A 17,302-nucleotide genomic window follows, 5' to 3' on the forward strand; every position below is an offset into this window, starting at 1 on the left:
CGGACCATATAATTAGCCCCTGACACGTTAATCATCAGGGGCTTTTTAAAATTTCATGCGTCAAAACACGTTACTTTCTGCGCTTGTAAACCACGCAGAAGTTGCCACGCTTGGTGCGACACTTAGAGCAACGTTCGCAGTCCACTTCGGCGCGGTTACCGTCTTTCCAGCGCTTGATCAATTGTGGCTCTGCCAATAACGGGCGAGAAAGCGCGAAGAACTGAATCTTGGTATTTTCAGCCAAGTCTTCAATCGCGCAGAAGTCGTTTAAGCCACCTACGGTAATTACCGGTACGTTCACATCTTGGCTGATCACTTGACCGTATTCATGGAAGTAGCCTTCTTCTTGTAGCGTGTAACCGTCGAACGAATCACCTACCATGGTACTTGCGTTGCCGTGAATGTTACCCGATACGATGATCGCATCCACGCCCACTTCTTCTAGCTTCTTACAAACAATGCGCGTTTCATCGAACGTCAAACCGCCATCGAAGAATTCCGTTGCTGTCAGTTTCACCAGAATCGGGAAATCGTCACCAACTAGCTTGCGTGTTTCGGCATAGATCTCCATAAGGAAACGCATGCGGTTCTCAAGACTGCCGCCGTATTGGTCTTCGCGACGATTGTAATATGGGCTCAAGAACTGGTTGATCAAGTACGTGTGCGCCGCGTGAATTTCTACACCATCAAAGCCAGAATCTTGTGCACGCTTGCTCGCTAGCGCAAATGCTTTAACGATGTAGTCGATCTCATCTTGAGTCATCGCTTTGCCTTCAGTTTTGGTGCCGCGCTCTGGCACTTCACTTGGAGCAAAAATCACACGCTCGCCAACGTTGAAGGTCGTTTTTGTGCCGCCGTAAGCGATCTGCATGACGATCTTAGCGTCATGTTCGTGGACAAGGTCAGTCAGCTTTTTGTATTCATCGATGAAAGAGTCGTTGTAGATCCCCATCATGCCTGCGTTCGGCTTCTCTTCTTCTACGATGTTTGCGTAGCCGGTAACGATCAGCCCCACTTCACCTTTGGCAAGTTCTTCATAAATGTCGTACAACTTCTCGGTCATGTGACCGTCTTCTGTCGCCATATTTTCCCACGTTGCACTACGTACAAAGCGGTTCTTTAGTGTCATGTTGCCAATGCGGGCTTCTGAAAACAAAATGCTCAAGTCCAGTCCTCTTAAAATCTGTCTTTTTAGATACATCACTACCGAGCAGGAACGAAAAAGGAACAGCGATACACAAAGCATGGCTGTTCCTTCTCTGAATTTCTGTTCAGTGCGATGAGCGACGCGAACCTTACCGCCGAAACCGCGGCAAAACTTTAATCTGGATTAAGGTTTGGTGAGATAAATAGGTAAGCGAACAAACTCTATTCTACCTCTTCGTGTTCTTTTACTGAGCATTCTGGCTGCATGATTTTTCCTTTGTTGAATGAGACTTCACAGTCGACAAGGACACTCCCACTTTGCAAATAAAAATAATCCAATACAAAAAACAGCTTAGTGCCTCGTTTTCCGTAATCTTCGACAAAAACGCCTGCAGAGTCAGTGAAAGCTAAAACCTCTTTATCTAATAGAATAGCGTTTATTTTCTTGGAGTCGTTTAGCGTATAACTGGGTGTATCAATGGTATCGACCTCAATTAAGGGATTTACTTCCATATTGTGAATCGCAATCCTCACTAACTGCTCATTTACTCGATAGCTACTTACAGAGCTTAAAGATGCAGGGAGTGCACCGTAAACACTATAAGGAATCAAAAAAACGATGCACATCAAGATTGAGAATAGGTAGGTCCTTTTTACGATTGAAAACAATAGAAGAGCCTGGATTTTCTTTACATCACTACTTTTGTTAGCTCTATTTTTTCCTACTGGTTTCTCTATTGTTAATAGCACTTTATATTGCCTAGTCGAAATATGATCAAACTCATCGATGAACAAACATGTTAAACGTGACCAATTTAACTAGGCTTTACTTAGTAAGAAAATTTAGGCATTACTTTTTCGATACTAGCTTAATAAAAATGCAATATATATGTTTATCATAAAAAGCAAATCACGTAGATACGCTCTTTAATGAATAAACGGCAGTGGAATCAACTCTAAGCCAAGCACGCCGCTGATGCTCATTACGACCAATAACGACACCTTAAACACCGCTTTGGACCATTGGATGTAGTTGTTGTAATTCACTTTTTGGAATGTCACTCGTGTCCACATAAAGCACACCGCTGCCGAGACCGCTAAATACTCGTACCCAGCTTCACCCAACATAAACAACCCGATAGCAACTACACCAAAAGCAACCACGTACGCTTTCATATGTTGATGCGCTTTAGCGATCCCCTCTTTAACAGGAAGTACTGGAATGCCTGCGTCACGGTAATCTTGCATGCGGAACATGGCAATCGCGTAAGAGTGCGGCATCTGCCAAAGGCAAAACATAATGAAGAGTAAAATCGCTTCTAAGCTGATGTAGTTCGTCACAGCAAGGTAGCCCACCAGCGGAGGAACCGCGCCAGAAATGCTGCCGACTAAAGTGCCATAGACCGAATTTCGCTTGTACCACATGGTGTAGAAGAAGACGTAAAACACGTAACCCAAGAGTACTACCACAGCCGAGAGCGGATTCACCAATTGGAACAATAACGCTGTGCCGTTAAGCAGCAATACCAAAGCGTAAACAAACGCCGCATCGATGTTGATGTTTCCCATCACCAATTCACGGTTTTGCGTGCGCTTCATTTTTTGGTCGATATCGCGGTCGAAGATGTTGTTCACCACGCATCCTGATGCAATCACAAGCCCCACGCCAACTAACGTTGTTAGCAACAACAGAAAGTTAGCGGGTTCTGATTTTGCGGCGAGGAAGAACCCCGCCGCAACAGAAATCAGGTTGCCGAAAATGATGCCCGGTTTAGTAATAGACAAATAACTTTTCAGCATACTCTAGCCTACAACTTCATGTTGACGTTCATGTTGTAGATGATCCAGATCGAACCAGCGATCAGAATCAACACAACGATGGCGGTAAACATCAATGACACCACGTTCCACTGACCTTCTGACGTTTTCACTTCCATGTGCAGGAAGTACTTAAAGTGCACGAAGATCTGCACAATCGCACAACCAAATAACACAGCATAAGTTGCGGTATCTGGCAGCACTTGCGCCCACACACAGTAGAAAGGAATCACGGTCAGGATCAGAGACGCAATAAAGCCTTTTACGTAATCAGAGGCACCTGTATCTAGATGTTGTTCCATTACATAACCCCCAATAAGTAAACGATGGTGAATACACAAATCCAAACGATGTCTAGGAAGTGCCAGAACAAGCTCAAGCACTGGAATCGCATCGACATATTATCGTTCAAGCCTTTGGTTGAAAGTTGGTGGTAGCACACGGCTAGCCAGATCAAACCAAAGGTTACGTGCAGACCGTGTGTTCCAACCAAAGTGAAGAACGCAGATAGAAATGCACTTTCTTGTGGACCATAGCCTTCAACAATCAGGTGATGGAACTCGTACACTTCCATTCCGATAAAGCCAGCGCCAAGTAAGAAGGTCACTTTTAACCAACGTTTTAACCCTGCAACGTCTTTGCGCTTCATCGCAATCATGCCGAAGCCAAATGTGATACTACTGAACAGCAGCAACATGGTTTCTACAAACACGAACGGCAGTTCGAAAATGTCTTTACCGGTTGGCCCCGCAATAGAGCCGCTTTCTAGTACTGCGTAAGTCGCGAATAAGGTCGCAAACAATACACAGTCACTCATTAGGTAAATCCAGAATCCAAACAGCTTAATGCCCGCAGAATCATGGTGATGATCGTGGTCGTGAACCGCAACATTAGCTTGCATAGGTCACCTCCAGATCGTCTTTCTTATCGTTGTCTTTCACTTCGTTTTTCTTCGCTTCTTCAAGTTGAGCTCGACGCTCCGCTTCAATCGCTTTGATTTCTTCTACTTCAACGTAGTAATCCACGTCGTCGTTGTAGCTGTGTTGGATACACGTCACGATGATGCCAACAAAGCTTGCTGCTGCTAGCCACCAGATGTACCAAATCATCGCGAAGCCAAATACCAATGCCCATGCAGAAACATAAATACCTGTTGGTGTGTTCTTCGGCATGTGAATGCGTTCGTATTCCACTTCTTTGGTTGGATCGAATTCACCACTCTGCTTTTGGTACCAGAACGCGTCTAGCACATCACCTTTTGGTAGGTGCGCAAAATTGTAGAACGGCGGTGGTGAAGACGTCGCCCACTCAAAGGTACGACCGCCCCATGGGTCACCCGTTAGGTCACGGTTTTGTTCGCGGTCACGAACACTCACGTAGATTTGAATGAACTGACAAGCTACGCCAAGCGCAATCACTGCCGTACCCGCTGCTGCAACTGCCAACAATGGGAAGAACTCTGGGTTAAGGTCTTGGCTTAGACGACGCGTCATGCCCATAAAGCCCAGTGCATAAAGCGGTAGGAACGCCATTAGGAAACCAACGATCCAGCAAATGAATGCACGTTTGCCCCATGTTTCGTTCATGGTGAAGCCAGTTGCTTTCGGGAACCAGTATGTGATTGCCGCGAAACAACCGAATACCACACCACCGATGATTACGTTATGGAAGTGCGCAATCAGGAACACTGAGTTGTGCAGAACAAAGTCCGCGCCCGGTACTGCCATTAGTACGCCCGTCATACCACCTACAGAGAAGGTAATTAGGAAGCCAACCGTCCACATCATCGGAGTGGTAAAGCGGATTCGGCCTTTGTACATGGTGAATAACCAGTTGAAGATCTTCACCCCGGTCGGGATAGAGATAATCATGGTGGCGATGCCGAAGAACGCATTCACATTCGCACCTGAGCCCATGGTGAAGAAGTGATGCAGCCAAACGACGAACGCCAAAATCGTAATTACGATGGTCGCCCATACTAGTGAGGTGTAACCAAACAGCTTCTTGCGTGAGAAGGTTGCCGTTACCTCAGAGAACACACCAAAAATAGGCAAGATCAGGATGTACACTTCTGGGTGACCCCATGCCCAAATCAGGTTGACGTACATCATTACGTTGCCGCCAAGATCATTGGTGAAGAAGTGCGTACCGATGTAGCGATCCAGTGTTAGTAGTGCGATCGTTACAGTTAGGATTGGGAATGAAATGATGATTAGGATGTTGGCACACAGGGACGCCCACGTGAACACTGGCATCTTCATCATTGGCATAGACGGTGTACGCATGCGCAAGATGGTTGCGAAGAAGTTCACGCCCGTCAGCGTGGTGCCGACACCGGATATTTGCAGCGCCCATATCCAATAATCCACCCCAACTCCCGGGCTTGCCTCAATACCAGACAGCGGCGGATACGCCAACCAACCAGTACGACCAAACTCACCCAAGCCAAGTGACATATTGGTGAGGATCACGCCCACAACAAACAGCCAGAAACTCAGGTTGTTTAAGTAAGGGAATGCCACATCACGCGCTCCAATTTGCAGCGGTACAATGATGTTCATCAAACCAATCACCAACGGCATTGCCACGAAGAAAATCATGATTACGCCATGGGCAGTAAAGATTTGATCGTAGTGATGTGGTGGTAGATAACCGGTCTCACCTGCCGCAGAAAGCAGCTGTTGGCTACGCATCATGACCGCATCAGCAAAGCCACGAACCAACATCACCATCGCCACAGCGATGTACATAAAGCCTAGTTTTTTGTGGTCTACCGAAGTAAACCATTCATTCCATAAGTATTGCCACTTACCCGCTTTGGTTATCGCCGCAACGACAGCCAAACCAACGATCGCGATCACCGCTAGAGTGACGACAATAATCGGCTCGTGATAAGGGATTGATTCAAGTGTTAATCTTCCAAACATTGCGATTATCCTAGATTTTCCGGCAAACAGTTCATTGAACCCGGATGCTGGGTCACGACGTCGGTGAACAAAAATGGTGGAATACTAGAGAACGTCTTCACAGGCTCCGCCACCGTAGGTGATGCAAGCGCACGGAATTGCTCCCAGTCTTCGATTCGATCAGGGCTGGCTTTCACTTGCTGTACCCAATTCAGGAATGCAGTGCGATCTTCCATTGCTGCTGCGGTAAATTTCATCTGCGAGAAACCCTTACCGCTGTAGTTAGAAGCAAAGCCTTTGTAATCCCCAGTGTGGTTCGCAATCAGATTCAACTTGGTCACCATACCTGGCATCGCGTAAATCTGAGTACCGAGACGCGGGATAAAGAACGCGTTCATGATGTTGTCTGAGGTCAGTTTGAACTGAACCGGAACATCTTTCGGAAACGCCACGTAGTTCACTGTCGCAATGTTCTCTTCTGGGTAGATGAACAGCCATTTCCAATCGAGTGACACCACCTCAATGGTGATGGGTTTGACGTCACTTGCGATGGGCTTGGATGGCTCTAACTCGTGAGTAGAACGCCAAGTGATGGTTGCCAGAATCGCGATGATGATGATTGGAATCGTCCACACCACCACTTCGATCTTGGTCGAGTGCGCCCACTCTGGAGCGTATTCCTCGCCAGTGTTCGACTCTCGGTAGCGGTAAGCAAAATAGATTGTCATTAAAATCACGGGGATCACGACAATCAGCATCAGTAAAAGCGCTGTAATGATCAGTTCTTTTTCCTGAACGCCAATACTACCTTTCGGGTCAAGTAGAGCAGAGTTACACCCTGAAAGCATAAGAATGGTTCCTGCCAAACTTATCCTCGCTAAGATGCGTTTGTATCTTGAAGCTTCCATTAACTTTCTCGATGGTTAGCCAACAACAGAGCAAGCCCTGCGATTGGTTGTCTTGGTCATTAGAATATTTTTGTGTTGAGCTTGTGCAGCAATGGACTTCTTGGTGGGAGGTATCAAGTTGCTTGATGGTTAAACCACACTCACAACGTGAGTTTATTGTTACACTTTGAAATACATTGTTACATTCGAGCGCATTATGCGGAGGGAAAAAGGAAAGCTCATTAGCCACAGATGGAAACTAACGTTCCATTTATGAAAGCTAATATTGATATAGGAATAGCAAAGCAGGTGCACAACATTAACGTACTACAGTGTATATTCTTTTCTTTACAGTAACTTAAGTAACGCAAACGAGAAGAGTAATCAGTTGCGTATTCGGCGCGAGAGTGTGAGCTACATTAGAAAGTGCGAATTAAGGAAAGCGTGACCAGCATCATAGTTATGAATTCACATAGTATTTACATGGCATTTCAAATTTCAATCACCGAGAACAACCTATCATTCATGAGCGCTATATTTTAACGAGTAACGGGGAAATCGCCCACTGAACTGTTAACTCAATTTAACACTAAGTAGCGACGTCTTTAGCTTGAGAACATTTCATTCTGTACATTTAAATTCGTGAGTTCATTCGAGGCTAGGAAGCTAACAGTCTTTGTTGGGCTTACGATGAGTTTATTGTTTGATTACGGTGAAAAATCAGGCATTACGGTCATGTCCAAACTTCTTATTCTAACGTTCTATTACGTCATCATTTTTTCTTTCACAGTGTGCCTCTGGTCTGACGCAGACGACTCGACTAAAACTGGTTTGTTTTATTTCGTGTTCGGAATAGCATTCTTCCAAAATGCTTATCACACACACAAAATTGAGACACTCAAAAACAAGAAAGAGCCGTAATCGGCTCTTTCTTCACATTCTAATCCCACCATCCACTTCGAGCACTCGCCCTGTGAAGTAGTCGTTTTCAAGAATGTATTTCACGGCATGAGCAATCTCACTCGTCTCTCCCATCCTACCGACGGGTATCATCTTTTGCAGTCGGTCTATGGCTTCTGGTTTCATTTGATCTGCCATTGCCGTTTTGACGACACCGGGCGCAATAGCCGCAGAGCGAATACCATATCTGGCGAGTTCTCTTGCCCATGTTGTTGCCATGGTTGCGACGGCAGCTTTCGATGCAGAGTAATTGGTTTGTCCAATATTGCCCGCTCTTGCGACGCTGGAGATGTTAATGATGGCGCCTTTCGAGCCACTCTCGATCATTTTGACTGCCGCTTCTCGACCACACAAGAAAGTGCCCGTGACATTGACGTTCATCACTAGGTTGAACTGCTCAAGCGACATCTTGGTGATCTCACCGTCTTTGGCTTTGACTAATAACCCATCTCGCAAAACGCCAGCGTTATTAACTAAGCCATTTAGCTGCCCAAAGTCTTGAAGAATCTCATTAAAGGTATCCTCCACTTCAGATTCATTGGTGACATCAAGTCGATAGATCAATGCTTTGGCACTGAGCATCCGGCATTGTTCTTGGGTATTCAGCAGTCCCGTTTCGTTAACATCAAGCAATGCTAAATCTGCGCCCGCTTGAGCAAGGCTGACCGCCATCATCTGTCCTAACCCTTGCCCCGCACCTGTGATTGCAATGACACTGTTTTTTAAATCCATATCTGTACTCCATTACTGGATGACTTCCATGCTTAAACGCCTATAGGGAATCTTGCTTTTAGCCCTTCTGGTTCTTATAGAATTCAAACAAGCTAGAGAAATCGAGTTCTGCATGACCTGCTGCGTTATGGAATGCATAAAGATTACGAGCCAAAGAGCCCATAGGAACCGAAGAGTTGGTTTGCAGCGCCGCATCCAAGCCTAAGCCAAGATCTTTGAGCATCAACTTGCTCATAAAGCCCGGATTGTATTGATTGCTCGCTGGCGCAGAGTCCATCACACCTGGGCATGGGTTATAGAGCTCCAGCGCCCAGTTTCGACCAGAGCTTTGCAGCATGATATTAGATAAGACTTTCGGGTCGAGACCATGGTCAATGCCGAGATTGAGCGCCTCACAGGTTCCCGACATCAAGATACCCAACATCAGGTTATTACAGATTTTTGCCATCTGACCGTCGCCCGCTTTACCAGCGTGGAACACGTTCTTACCCATGTATTGCAAGATCGCATTGGCTTTGGAGAACGCTTCGTCCGAGCCACCAACAATAAAGGTCAGCGTTGCTGCTTTTGCGCCTGCTACACCACCGGAGACGGGAGAATCGACAAACAACAATCGTTTGTTCTGCGCTTCGTTCGCCACCAAGCGAGCAGAATCTGGATCAATGGTCGAGCAGTCAATCAGCAATGCGTTGTCCTGCACAATGTTGAGCAGACCGACACCACCGTGTAAATCCCCCAAATACACCGCGCGCACGTGTGCACCTGCTGGTAGCATGGTGATGACCGTTCCTGCGCCATCTACGGCTTCTTCTAACGTACTGGCAACCACCGCGCCAAACGGTTCAAGTTGCTTCGCCGCGTTCACATCCACATCGAACACTTGCACGTGAAACCCTGACGCCAATAGGTTTTGTGCCATTGGACTGCCCATGTTGCCCAAGCCAATAAATGCAATGGTACTCATGTTGTTTCTCCTTATTTTCCTAGCTGTGCAAGTGGATGTTCCTCTTCTGACCAAAGAGAAGTGAACAAGGTATCGATGACGCTCTCGTCGACTTCACTGACGCTGTTAAACATCCATTTTGGATTGCCATCTTTATCAACTAATCGAGAGCGCACGCCCTCTTCAAATTCACCGAGTAATGCGCTGCGAACTGACAAGGTTAGCTCTAGACGGAAGCAATCCGCCAACGATAAACGGTGGTACTCTTTGACTTGTCTAAAACAGATATGTGCGGTGATCGGACTGCCCGCAACAAACGATTTTTGTGCGTTCTCAAGCCATTGGGTGTCGCCTTCCATTGCTTGAATACGTTGGGCAATCTGATTTAAGTCATAGCCTTTGCAGGCTTCTTTAATTTGGTCGAGATAAGGGCAAATTTGTGTTGTCGGCTTACTGTCGATAACTTGATCTTCCATCAATTGAAGTAACGCACTGACAAGCGATTTGGCATCGGCAGAGCCCCAGTCGACTTGTTTCAGCTCTTCTAACAGTGCCAGATATTGCTCTTCCAACAGCAACCATTCTGCCAAACCAATAGTGACAGCGTCACTTGAATTCACCATTGCGCCAGTTAGCCCAAGGAACAAACCTACCTCTGGATCGATTTGGCTTAAGAACCAAGTGCCACCTACGTCTGGGTAAAGCCCGATATTGATCTCTGGCATCGCAAGACGAGATTTAGGGGTGACGACTCTGTGGCTGGTGCCCATAAACAAGCCCATGCCACCGCCCATCACGATGCCCTCTCCCCAGCCAATGATTGGCTTTTGGTAGGTATGAATCAGGTAGTCGCATTCGTACTCAAGCGAGAAGTAGTTAGAACAGAACTCGGCAGTTTCTTCTTTGCTTTTTTCGTGCATGACGTGGTACATGGTTCGTACATCGCCCCCTGCGCAAAACGCTTTCTCACCCGCTCCATTGAGGATGACACACACCAAATCAGGGTCCTCTTGCCATTCGATAAGTTGGTCGTTGAGCTCTGCCAACATGTCGTAAGTCAACGCGTTCAAAGAAGCCATATTGTCTAACGTCGCGATACCAATTCGGTGCACGCCGTCTAAGCAATCTACTTCGCTAATGGTTACTTTCCCTGTCATGCGACCTCCTATTGATTCTTCCAGTTGGGTTTACGTTTTTCTAAGAAGGCACGAACCCCCTCGGTTTGATCTTCGGTATCGAATAAGTTTAGAAACAGCTCTCGCTCTTTAATCAGACCATGTTTGAGTGGCGCTGAACGCATGTTTTGGATAAGTGCTTTACATGCGGTTACCGAGGACGGCGATTGATTGGCAACTGACTCTGCAAGCTCAATGGCTTTATTAAGCGCTCTACCTTTTGCCACCACTTCTTCTACTAGTCCAAGTTCTCGAGCTTGTGCTGCTCCGACTTGTTCACCGCACAATATGATGCGTTTCGCCCAACCTTCACCGACCAGTGCGGTCAGGTTTTGCGTACCACCAGCACAAGGCAGTAAGCCCACTTTCGCCTCTGGTAGTGCTAGTACGGCTTGTTCTTCCACTACACGAATATCACACGCCAACGCGACTTCTAATCCGCCTCCCATGGCATAGCCGTTGATGGCTGCTATGGAAACCCCTCGAAATGCAGACAGCGTTTCAAAGGCTTCACCAAAGATGCGCGCCATTTCTAACGCAACTGCTTTATCGCCATCGGCAAACAACTTGAGGTCTGCACCTGCAGAGAAAAACTTCTCACCATTCCCTGTGAGCACTAGAGCGTAAACGTCTTTATTGTCGTTTAGCGCCAGCACTAGCTCTTTCAACGCGGTTAAGCTTTGTGACGTCCAAGTGTTGGCGGGCGGGTTGTTCATGGTCACCACCGCAACATGATTGCTGATGGTATGTTGAATGGTTTGTTGTTCTGTTAGTGACATATCTCTGAATCCTTTCTTGATGAAAATGACCTGAGCTTTATGAATAAAAGCAGAGCTTGTCGGCTGCACTTATAGCAATGCGGACTCTTCTGCGAGCAATCGACGCGCGATGATCAACCGCATGATTTCGTTGGTGCCTTCCAAAATCTGGTGCACTCGAACATCACGGAAATAGCGCTCCATTGGGTATTCTTTGATGTAGCCATAGCCACCGTAAAGTTGCAGCGCTTGGTCACAGACTTGAAAGCCGACATCGGTTGCAAAGCGTTTTGCCATGGCACAATAAGTCGTGGCATCTGGGTCACCTCGGTCTAACTTGCTGGCGGCGTACCGCACCAGTTGGCGGGCAGCGACAAGCTCGGTTGCCATGTCTGCCAGTTTGAACTGCAATGCTTGGAATTGAGCTAATGATTTGCCGAACTGTTTACGGTCTTGCATGTACTGCGCCGCTTGATTCAACGCTTGCTGAGCCGTACCGACAGAACAGGTCGCAATGTTGATGCGTCCGCCATCCAAACCTTTCATAGCGAACACAAACCCTTGTCCCTCTTCACCCAACAAATTTGACGCAGGAATAGAAACACTATCGAAAGTTACCGCGCGTGTTGGCTGGCTGTTCCAACCCATTTTCGGCTCTTTACGTCCGTAGCTAATCCCGTCTGCATCGGCGGGGACAACAAACGCAGATACGCCTTTCGCACCAGCATCACCGGTTCTCGCCATCACGACTAAAACGTCGGTATCGCCTGCGCCAGAGATAAAGGTTTTGCCACCGTTGAGAATGTAGTTATCACCTTGTTTAGTCGCAGAAGTCGTTAGAGACGCCGCGTCCGAACCTGCGTTTGGCTCGGTTAAGCAATAAGAGCCGAGAAATTCACCCGTAATGAGTTTTGGGCAAAATGCGTCTTTCACTTCATCGGTCGCAAAGCTCGCGACCATCCAAGTCACCATGTTGTGAATGGTCATAAATGCGGTGGTCGATGTGCACCCCATTGAGAGTTGCTCGAAGATGATGGATGCATCCAAACGGCTTAAGCCCAAACCACCTTGTTCTTCTGGGGTGTAGAGGCTCAAGAAACCGAGTTCCCCAGCCTCTCGTAGGATGTCTTTGGGGAAGATTTGTTTCTCATCCCACTCTGCTGCCATTGGCGCTAAACGCTCTGCGGCAAACTGCTGAGCCGTGTCGGCAAACATACGTTGATCTTCGTTGAGTTCAAAATCCATATGAGCTCCTTACTTCGTTAGCGCAAGTTAATGGTGAGGTTTGGACCGGTTGGGATATCGTCATCAAACCAACGAGCCGTCACGGTTTTGGTCTCGGTGTAGAAGCGCACCGCTTGTTTGCCGTAGGCGTGCAAATCACCGTAAAAACTGCCGCGCCAACCCGTAAATGAGAAGAATGGCAAAGGCACGGGAATAGGCACGTTCACACCTACCTGACCGACTTGGATCTCATGTTGATACTTTCTCGCCGCCGCACCATTTGCAGTGAAGATGGAGGTTCCGTTGCCGTATGGATTGCGATTCACGAGCTCTATCGCTTCTTGTAACGTGTCGACCTCAATACACGCCAAAACAGGTCCGAAGATTTCTTGTGTGTAAATCGACATCTCGGTGGTGACGCCACTGAATAAGGTTGGACCAACCCAGTTACCCTCTGGGAAGCCTTCGACTTCGCATTGGCTACCATCAAGTTCACACACCGCGCCTTGTTGTTTGCCTTCTTCAATCAAACTAAGTACACGCTGTTTTGCTTGTGCGCTGATCAAAGGACCATACGCGGCATTTTCGTCATCCCAAGCTCCGGGGTGCACTTTCGCCATTTCTTGTTTTAAATCGGCAATCCACTCTTTCGAACTGCCTACAAACACCGCGACGGATATCGCCATACAACGTTGCCCTGCCGCACCAACCGAAGAGCCAACTAAGTTGTTCATCACTTGGTTTTTGTTCGCATCTGGCATTACTACCATGTGGTTTTTCGCGCCAGCAAAGGCTTGAACACGTTTGAAGTTCTGTGTGCCTGTGGTGTAGATGTATTGCGCTACAGGAACAGAACCAACGAAAGAAACCGCTTGGATATCGGGATGCTTTAGCAGCAAGTCGACCTGCTCCTTACGACCGTGCACAATTTGCAGCACACCTTTTGGTGCGCCCGCTTCTTCGAACAGCTCAGCCAAGCGAATTGACGTGAGAGGCACTTGTTCAGAAGGTTTTAGGACAAAGGTATTCCCGCTCGCAATCGCAATTGGGAACATCCACAAAGGGATCATGGCGGGGAAATTAAATGGCGTAATACCGCAGCACACCCCAAGCGGTTGAATCAGCGAATAACTGTCGATATCGGTCGCAACGTTCTCGACGGTTTCTCCCATCATGTTGCTGGCAATATTGGCAGCTTGCTCGACAACTTCAATACCACGCCATACGTCCCCTTTGGCATCCGCAAAGATCTTGCCCGTCTCGTGAGACAGCAGCGTCGCCAATTCATCATGATGTTCTTTCAGTAAGTATTGGTAGCGCAGCATTAAACGCGCACGCTCCGAAACAGCGACATCTTTCCAACAGGTAAAGGTGGCTTTTGCACTCTCAATTGCCGCGTGCATCTCTTCATCCGTTGCGCATGGCAAGCGCGCAATCACGTCATTAGTGGCAGGGTTTGTCACTTCTACCCAATCCGTTGCTTGAGATTCACGAAACTCACCATCGATGAATAAGGGAACCGTGCGAGTCATAATCTAGTCCTTCTTTACGTTATTCGATAATTGGAATTAAAGCGGTATCTCGATACCAATAGCAGTGGCTTCACCACCACCGATGCAAAGTGATGCAACACCTCGCATCACTTTTTTATTGTTGTTGTCGCCATCTACACCAAGCGATTGCAGTTGGCGTAGGCTATGAATGAGGGTTACTAAAATACGAGCTCCGCTTGCGCCAATTGGATGCCCAAGCGCACACGCGCCGCCTTTGATGTTTACTTTGTCTTTATCGATGTCTAATTGGCGTACCGCGATTTGCGTGACAACAGCGAACGCTTCGTTGATCTCCCAAAGATCAACCTCGTCTACTGACCAATCGAGTTGAGATAACAACTGCTCTATTGCAAAGACGGGAGCGAGGGTAAATTCGGCAGGCTTTCTGGCGTGGGTTGAGTGTCCTTTGATGATTGCTAATGGCGTTAAACCTTGATGCTGTGCCACCTGCGAGTCCATTAACACCAAGGCTGCAGCACCATCGGATATCGCACTTGAGTTTGCAGCCGTCACCGAGCCGTTCTTATCGAATGCAGGTTTGAGTTGAGGGATCTTATCGAGCTTGATGGAGCGTGGATGCTCGTCATAATCCAATGTTGAAGTGCTATGACGCGTCGTGATTTCTATCGGCGAGATTTCATCGTCAAACAGACGCTGCTCTTGCGCTTCCAATGCTCTGGTCGCGGATAGGATTGCCCATTCGTCCATTTGTTCACGAGTAAACTCAGAGCGTTCAGCTGTTTGCTGAGCATAGACTCCCATCAAATGCCCTTCATACGCATCTTGAAGACCGTCGAGAAACATATGGTCGTGAGTAGATTGGTGACCCATTCGCATGCCATTGCGCGCTTCTTTGAGCAGATACGGCGCATTAGTCATGCTTTCCATACCTCCAGCTACAGCACTGCGAATGCTGCCCGCTTTGATAAGATCGTGAGCCAACATGACGCTTTTCATGCCAGAGCCACACACTTTATTGATGGTGGTACAGCATGTCGTCAACGGAAGATCTGCACCTAGCGCCGCTTGTCTAGCTGGTGCTTGCCCGCACCCCGCAGGTAATACGCAGCCCATATAGACTTCGTCGACTTCGCTAACACCACTCGCATCCATTGCCGCTTTGATAGCAAATGCCCCTAATTGAGGCGCTGAATAGCCTTGTAACTGACCTTGAAAGCGCCCGATTGGCGTTCGCTTTGCATTGATAATCCAGATGTCGTTTCCCATGATCTCGTCCCTTCTGACGATAATTCACAATTCACGAACTCATCCCTCACACCTGCTACCACGGAGCTTTCACACAGAATGTGGTGTCACTCCAGCCTCTCATAAAACGATGAATTTTTGCACTGTGATTTCTTGACGTTTACGTAAGCATAGCACTAACATTTACGTTAACGTAAAGAAACAGATTAATAACAACACAAATTTACTCTCATGCTTTTAGCTAGCCCATTTAGTTCAAGGCTTGAAGGGATTTTAAGAAGCCAAAACTATTCATTAGAGGGAAAAACCGAGTGGATAAATTCAAGATAAGTGACCTCGCCAAAGAGTTCGACATCACGACCCGAAGCATTCGTTTTTATGAGGATGTAGGCCTTATAGAGCCGGAACGAAAAGGCAACATTCGCGTATATCAACGCAGAGATAAGATCCGTCTAAAGTTGATTTTACGTGGTAAGCGATTGGGCTTTTCGCTTGCGGAAATTCGAGAGTTGTTCGAGCTGTACGATACCCAACAAAGCGATGGTCAGCTGCTTAAAATGCTAACCATCATTGATGAAAAACAAGCACACTTACAGCAACAACTGGATGATATTAGCGTTGTAATGAACGAGCTAGAAACCGCCAAAGAGCGATGCAAACAAGCGCTAAGCGACAATAAAACTAACAGCCAATAACTAAAAACTTGTAACGACTAAAACAAACAAGAATAACCATAATTTCCAAGCCCAAGCAGTGTAACTCGAACCTTATCCGTACTAATAAGTACTTTCAACAGGGAAATGTTATGAAAAGCAGCTACACCCCACTCAACTTTGGGCTTGGTGAAACCATCGATATGCTCCGAGACCACGTCAACGCGTTCGCCACCGAGCATATCGCCCCCATCGCCGCAGATATCGACCGCGATAACCAATTCCCCAATCATTTGTGGGCCAAGTTTGGTGAAATGGGTTTGCTCGGCGTAACCGTCGACGAAGAGTTTGGCGGTGCAGGCATGGGCTATCTTGCTCACGTTGTTGCTATGGAAGAGATCAGCCGAGCTTCGGCGTCTGTCGCACTCAGTTACGGCGCACATTCCAATCTTTGTGTTAACCAAATCTTTCGCAATGGCTCCCCTGCACAACGAGAAAAGTACTTGCCCAAATTGATCGATGGTTCTCATGTTGGCGCACTAGCCATGAGTGAGCCGAACTCAGGTTCTGACGTGGTTAGCATGCAGCTGCGAGCCGAAGATAAAGGCGACCACTATCTGATGAACGGCAACAAAATGTGGATCACTAATGGTCCTGATGCCGATACCTTAGTGGTTTACGCAAAAACCGATCCCAATGGCGGCTCTCGTGGTATCACGGCATTCATTATTGAGCGAGAATTCGAAGGCTTTAGCCATGCTCAAAAGCTCGACAAACTCGGTATGCGCGGCTCCAACACCTGTGAATTGGTGTTCCAAGATTGTGCCGTGCCAAAAGAGAATGTGTTAGGCGAGTTAAACCGTGGTGTCGAAGTGTTGATGAGCGGTTTGGATTACGAACGTGTGGTTTTAGCAGCTGGACCGCTTGGCATCATGCAAGCCTGTATGGACGAAGTGGTTCCGTATGTTCATGACCGCAAACAGTTCGGCAAATCCATTGGTGAATTCCAACTGGTACAAGGAAAGCTTGCTGACATGTATTCACGAATGAACGCTGCCAAAGCTTATGTTTATGCTGTTGCAGCCGCCTGTGACCGAGGTGAATGTACACGTAAAGATGCCGCTGGCGTGATCCTTTACAGCGCCGAACTTGCCACACAAATGTCGCTCGATGCTATTCAACTTTTAGGCGGCAATGGCTACATCAACGAATACGCGACCGGGCGTTTACTCCGCGACGCCAAACTGTATGAGATTGGCGCGGGCACATCTGAAATTCGCCGCATGTTAATTGGACGAGAGCTGTTCGAAGAGTCTCGCTAACCCACCGACAAGGAAGTCA

16 protein-coding genes are annotated in these 17,302 nt (G+C 47.4%); 2 read left to right on the plus strand and 14 right to left on the minus strand.

Annotated elements, in window-relative coordinates; genetic code table 11:
• Window positions 1-70 precede the first annotated feature (70 nt).
• The 14 genes from BCT11_RS01045 to BCT11_RS01115 form a co-directional block, all read right to left on the minus strand.
• Window positions 71-1,165 (minus strand): NADH:flavin oxidoreductase, encoded by a 1,095-nt coding sequence (locus BCT11_RS01045; protein ID WP_102386879.1) that lies wholly within the window; start codon window positions 1,163-1,165, stop codon window positions 71-73.
• A 203-nt stretch (window positions 1,166-1,368) separates the two neighbouring features.
• On the minus strand, window positions 1,369-1,896 hold the full coding sequence (locus BCT11_RS01050; RefSeq protein WP_102386880.1) for a hypothetical protein: 528 nt from the start codon (window positions 1,894-1,896) through the stop codon (window positions 1,369-1,371).
• 177 nt (window positions 1,897-2,073) lie between these two features.
• Complete coding sequence (cyoE, locus tag BCT11_RS01055; protein ID WP_042605322.1) at window positions 2,074-2,946, minus strand: heme o synthase; 873 nt, start codon at window positions 2,944-2,946, stop codon at window positions 2,074-2,076.
• Between the two features lie 8 nt (window positions 2,947-2,954).
• Window positions 2,955-3,266, minus strand: coding sequence for a cytochrome o ubiquinol oxidase subunit IV (cyoD, locus tag BCT11_RS01060; RefSeq protein ID WP_005443825.1), 312 nt, complete (start codon window positions 3,264-3,266; stop codon window positions 2,955-2,957).
• Complete coding sequence (cyoC, locus tag BCT11_RS01065) at window positions 3,266-3,865, minus strand: cytochrome o ubiquinol oxidase subunit III (protein WP_005451611.1); 600 nt, start codon at window positions 3,863-3,865, stop codon at window positions 3,266-3,268. Before cyoC ends, cyoD begins: the two co-directional genes overlap by 1 nt.
• Window positions 3,855-5,891, minus strand: a complete 2,037-nt coding sequence (gene cyoB / locus BCT11_RS01070) for a cytochrome o ubiquinol oxidase subunit I (protein ID WP_042605320.1) — start codon at window positions 5,889-5,891, stop codon at window positions 3,855-3,857. Before cyoB ends, cyoC begins: the two co-directional genes overlap by 11 nt.
• A gap of 5 nt (window positions 5,892-5,896) precedes the next feature.
• Window positions 5,897-6,778 carry a ubiquinol oxidase subunit II gene (cyoA, locus tag BCT11_RS01075; protein ID WP_080869660.1) on the minus strand — a complete coding sequence of 294 codons (882 nt, stop codon included), beginning with the start codon at window positions 6,776-6,778 and terminating at the stop codon, window positions 5,897-5,899.
• Window positions 6,779-7,690: 912 nt separating this feature from the next.
• Window positions 7,691-8,449, minus strand: coding sequence for an SDR family oxidoreductase (locus BCT11_RS01085; protein ID WP_102386882.1), 759 nt, complete (start codon window positions 8,447-8,449; stop codon window positions 7,691-7,693).
• A 58-nt stretch (window positions 8,450-8,507) separates the two neighbouring features.
• Window positions 8,508-9,413, minus strand: a complete 906-nt coding sequence (gene mmsB / locus BCT11_RS01090; protein WP_005451602.1) for a 3-hydroxyisobutyrate dehydrogenase — start codon at window positions 9,411-9,413, stop codon at window positions 8,508-8,510.
• A gap of 11 nt (window positions 9,414-9,424) precedes the next feature.
• Entirely contained in the window at window positions 9,425-10,549 is a 1,125-nt protein-coding gene (locus BCT11_RS01095) for an enoyl-CoA hydratase/isomerase family protein (RefSeq protein ID WP_102386883.1), read from the minus strand.
• An 8-nt stretch (window positions 10,550-10,557) separates the two neighbouring features.
• Window positions 10,558-11,346, minus strand: coding sequence for an enoyl-CoA hydratase (locus BCT11_RS01100; RefSeq protein WP_102386884.1), 789 nt, complete (start codon window positions 11,344-11,346; stop codon window positions 10,558-10,560).
• A 69-nt stretch (window positions 11,347-11,415) separates the two neighbouring features.
• The gene (locus BCT11_RS01105) at window positions 11,416-12,570 is read right to left on the minus strand and encodes an acyl-CoA dehydrogenase family protein (RefSeq protein ID WP_102386885.1); all 1,155 of its coding nucleotides are present in this window, start codon (window positions 12,568-12,570) and stop codon (window positions 11,416-11,418) included.
• 17 nt (window positions 12,571-12,587) lie between these two features.
• Window positions 12,588-14,081, minus strand: coding sequence for a CoA-acylating methylmalonate-semialdehyde dehydrogenase (locus tag BCT11_RS01110; RefSeq protein ID WP_102386886.1), 1,494 nt, complete (start codon window positions 14,079-14,081; stop codon window positions 12,588-12,590).
• Window positions 14,082-14,117: 36 nt separating this feature from the next.
• Entirely contained in the window at window positions 14,118-15,329 is a 1,212-nt protein-coding gene (locus tag BCT11_RS01115) for a thiolase family protein (RefSeq protein ID WP_102386887.1), read from the minus strand.
• 290 nt (window positions 15,330-15,619) lie between these two features.
• Between BCT11_RS01115 and BCT11_RS01120 the strand changes: the two genes are divergently transcribed.
• Together BCT11_RS01120 and BCT11_RS01125 are read left to right on the plus strand one after the other, a co-directional pair.
• Window positions 15,620-16,003: a MerR family DNA-binding transcriptional regulator gene (locus BCT11_RS01120; protein WP_009704658.1), complete on the plus strand. Its 384-nt coding sequence runs from the start codon at window positions 15,620-15,622 to the stop codon at window positions 16,001-16,003.
• Window positions 16,004-16,113: 110 nt separating this feature from the next.
• Window positions 16,114-17,283 (plus strand): isovaleryl-CoA dehydrogenase, encoded by a 1,170-nt coding sequence (locus BCT11_RS01125; RefSeq protein WP_102386888.1) that lies wholly within the window; start codon window positions 16,114-16,116, stop codon window positions 17,281-17,283.
• Window positions 17,284-17,302: the final 19 nt, after the last annotated feature.

Source organism: Vibrio sp. 10N.222.52.B12 (assembly GCF_002875385.1).
In the GTDB taxonomy this organism is placed as follows: Bacteria; Pseudomonadota; Gammaproteobacteria; order Enterobacterales; family Vibrionaceae; genus Vibrio; species Vibrio jasicida.

Bases quoted from the DNA above. Each gene is read 5' to 3' on its own strand.
- cyoE (WP_042605322.1), bottom strand. From the start codon at position 2,946: ATGCTGAAAAGTTATTTGTCTATTACTAAACCGGGCATCATTTTCGGC.
- cyoD (WP_005443825.1), bottom strand. From the start codon at position 3,266: ATGGAACAACATCTAGATACAGGTGCCTCTGATTACGTAAAAGGCTTT.
- cyoC (WP_005451611.1), bottom strand. From the start codon at position 3,865: ATGCAAGCTAATGTTGCGGTTCACGACCACGATCATCACCATGATTCT.
- cyoB (WP_042605320.1), bottom strand. From the start codon at position 5,891: ATGTTTGGAAGATTAACACTTGAATCAATCCCTTATCACGAGCCGATT.
- cyoA (WP_080869660.1), bottom strand. From the start codon at position 6,778: ATGGAAGCTTCAAGATACAAACGCATCTTAGCGAGGATAAGTTTGGCA.
- BCT11_RS01085 (WP_102386882.1), bottom strand. From the start codon at position 8,449: ATGGATTTAAAAAACAGTGTCATTGCAATCACAGGTGCGGGGCAAGGG.
- mmsB (WP_005451602.1), bottom strand. From the start codon at position 9,413: ATGAGTACCATTGCATTTATTGGCTTGGGCAACATGGGCAGTCCAATG.
- BCT11_RS01095 (WP_102386883.1), bottom strand. From the start codon at position 10,549: ATGACAGGGAAAGTAACCATTAGCGAAGTAGATTGCTTAGACGGCGTG.
- BCT11_RS01100 (WP_102386884.1), bottom strand. From the start codon at position 11,346: ATGTCACTAACAGAACAACAAACCATTCAACATACCATCAGCAATCAT.
- BCT11_RS01105 (WP_102386885.1), bottom strand. From the start codon at position 12,570: ATGGATTTTGAACTCAACGAAGATCAACGTATGTTTGCCGACACGGCT.
- BCT11_RS01110 (WP_102386886.1), bottom strand. From the start codon at position 14,081: ATGACTCGCACGGTTCCCTTATTCATCGATGGTGAGTTTCGTGAATCT.
- BCT11_RS01115 (WP_102386887.1), bottom strand. From the start codon at position 15,329: ATGGGAAACGACATCTGGATTATCAATGCAAAGCGAACGCCAATCGGG.
- BCT11_RS01125 (WP_102386888.1), top strand. From the start codon at position 16,114: ATGAAAAGCAGCTACACCCCACTCAACTTTGGGCTTGGTGAAACCATC.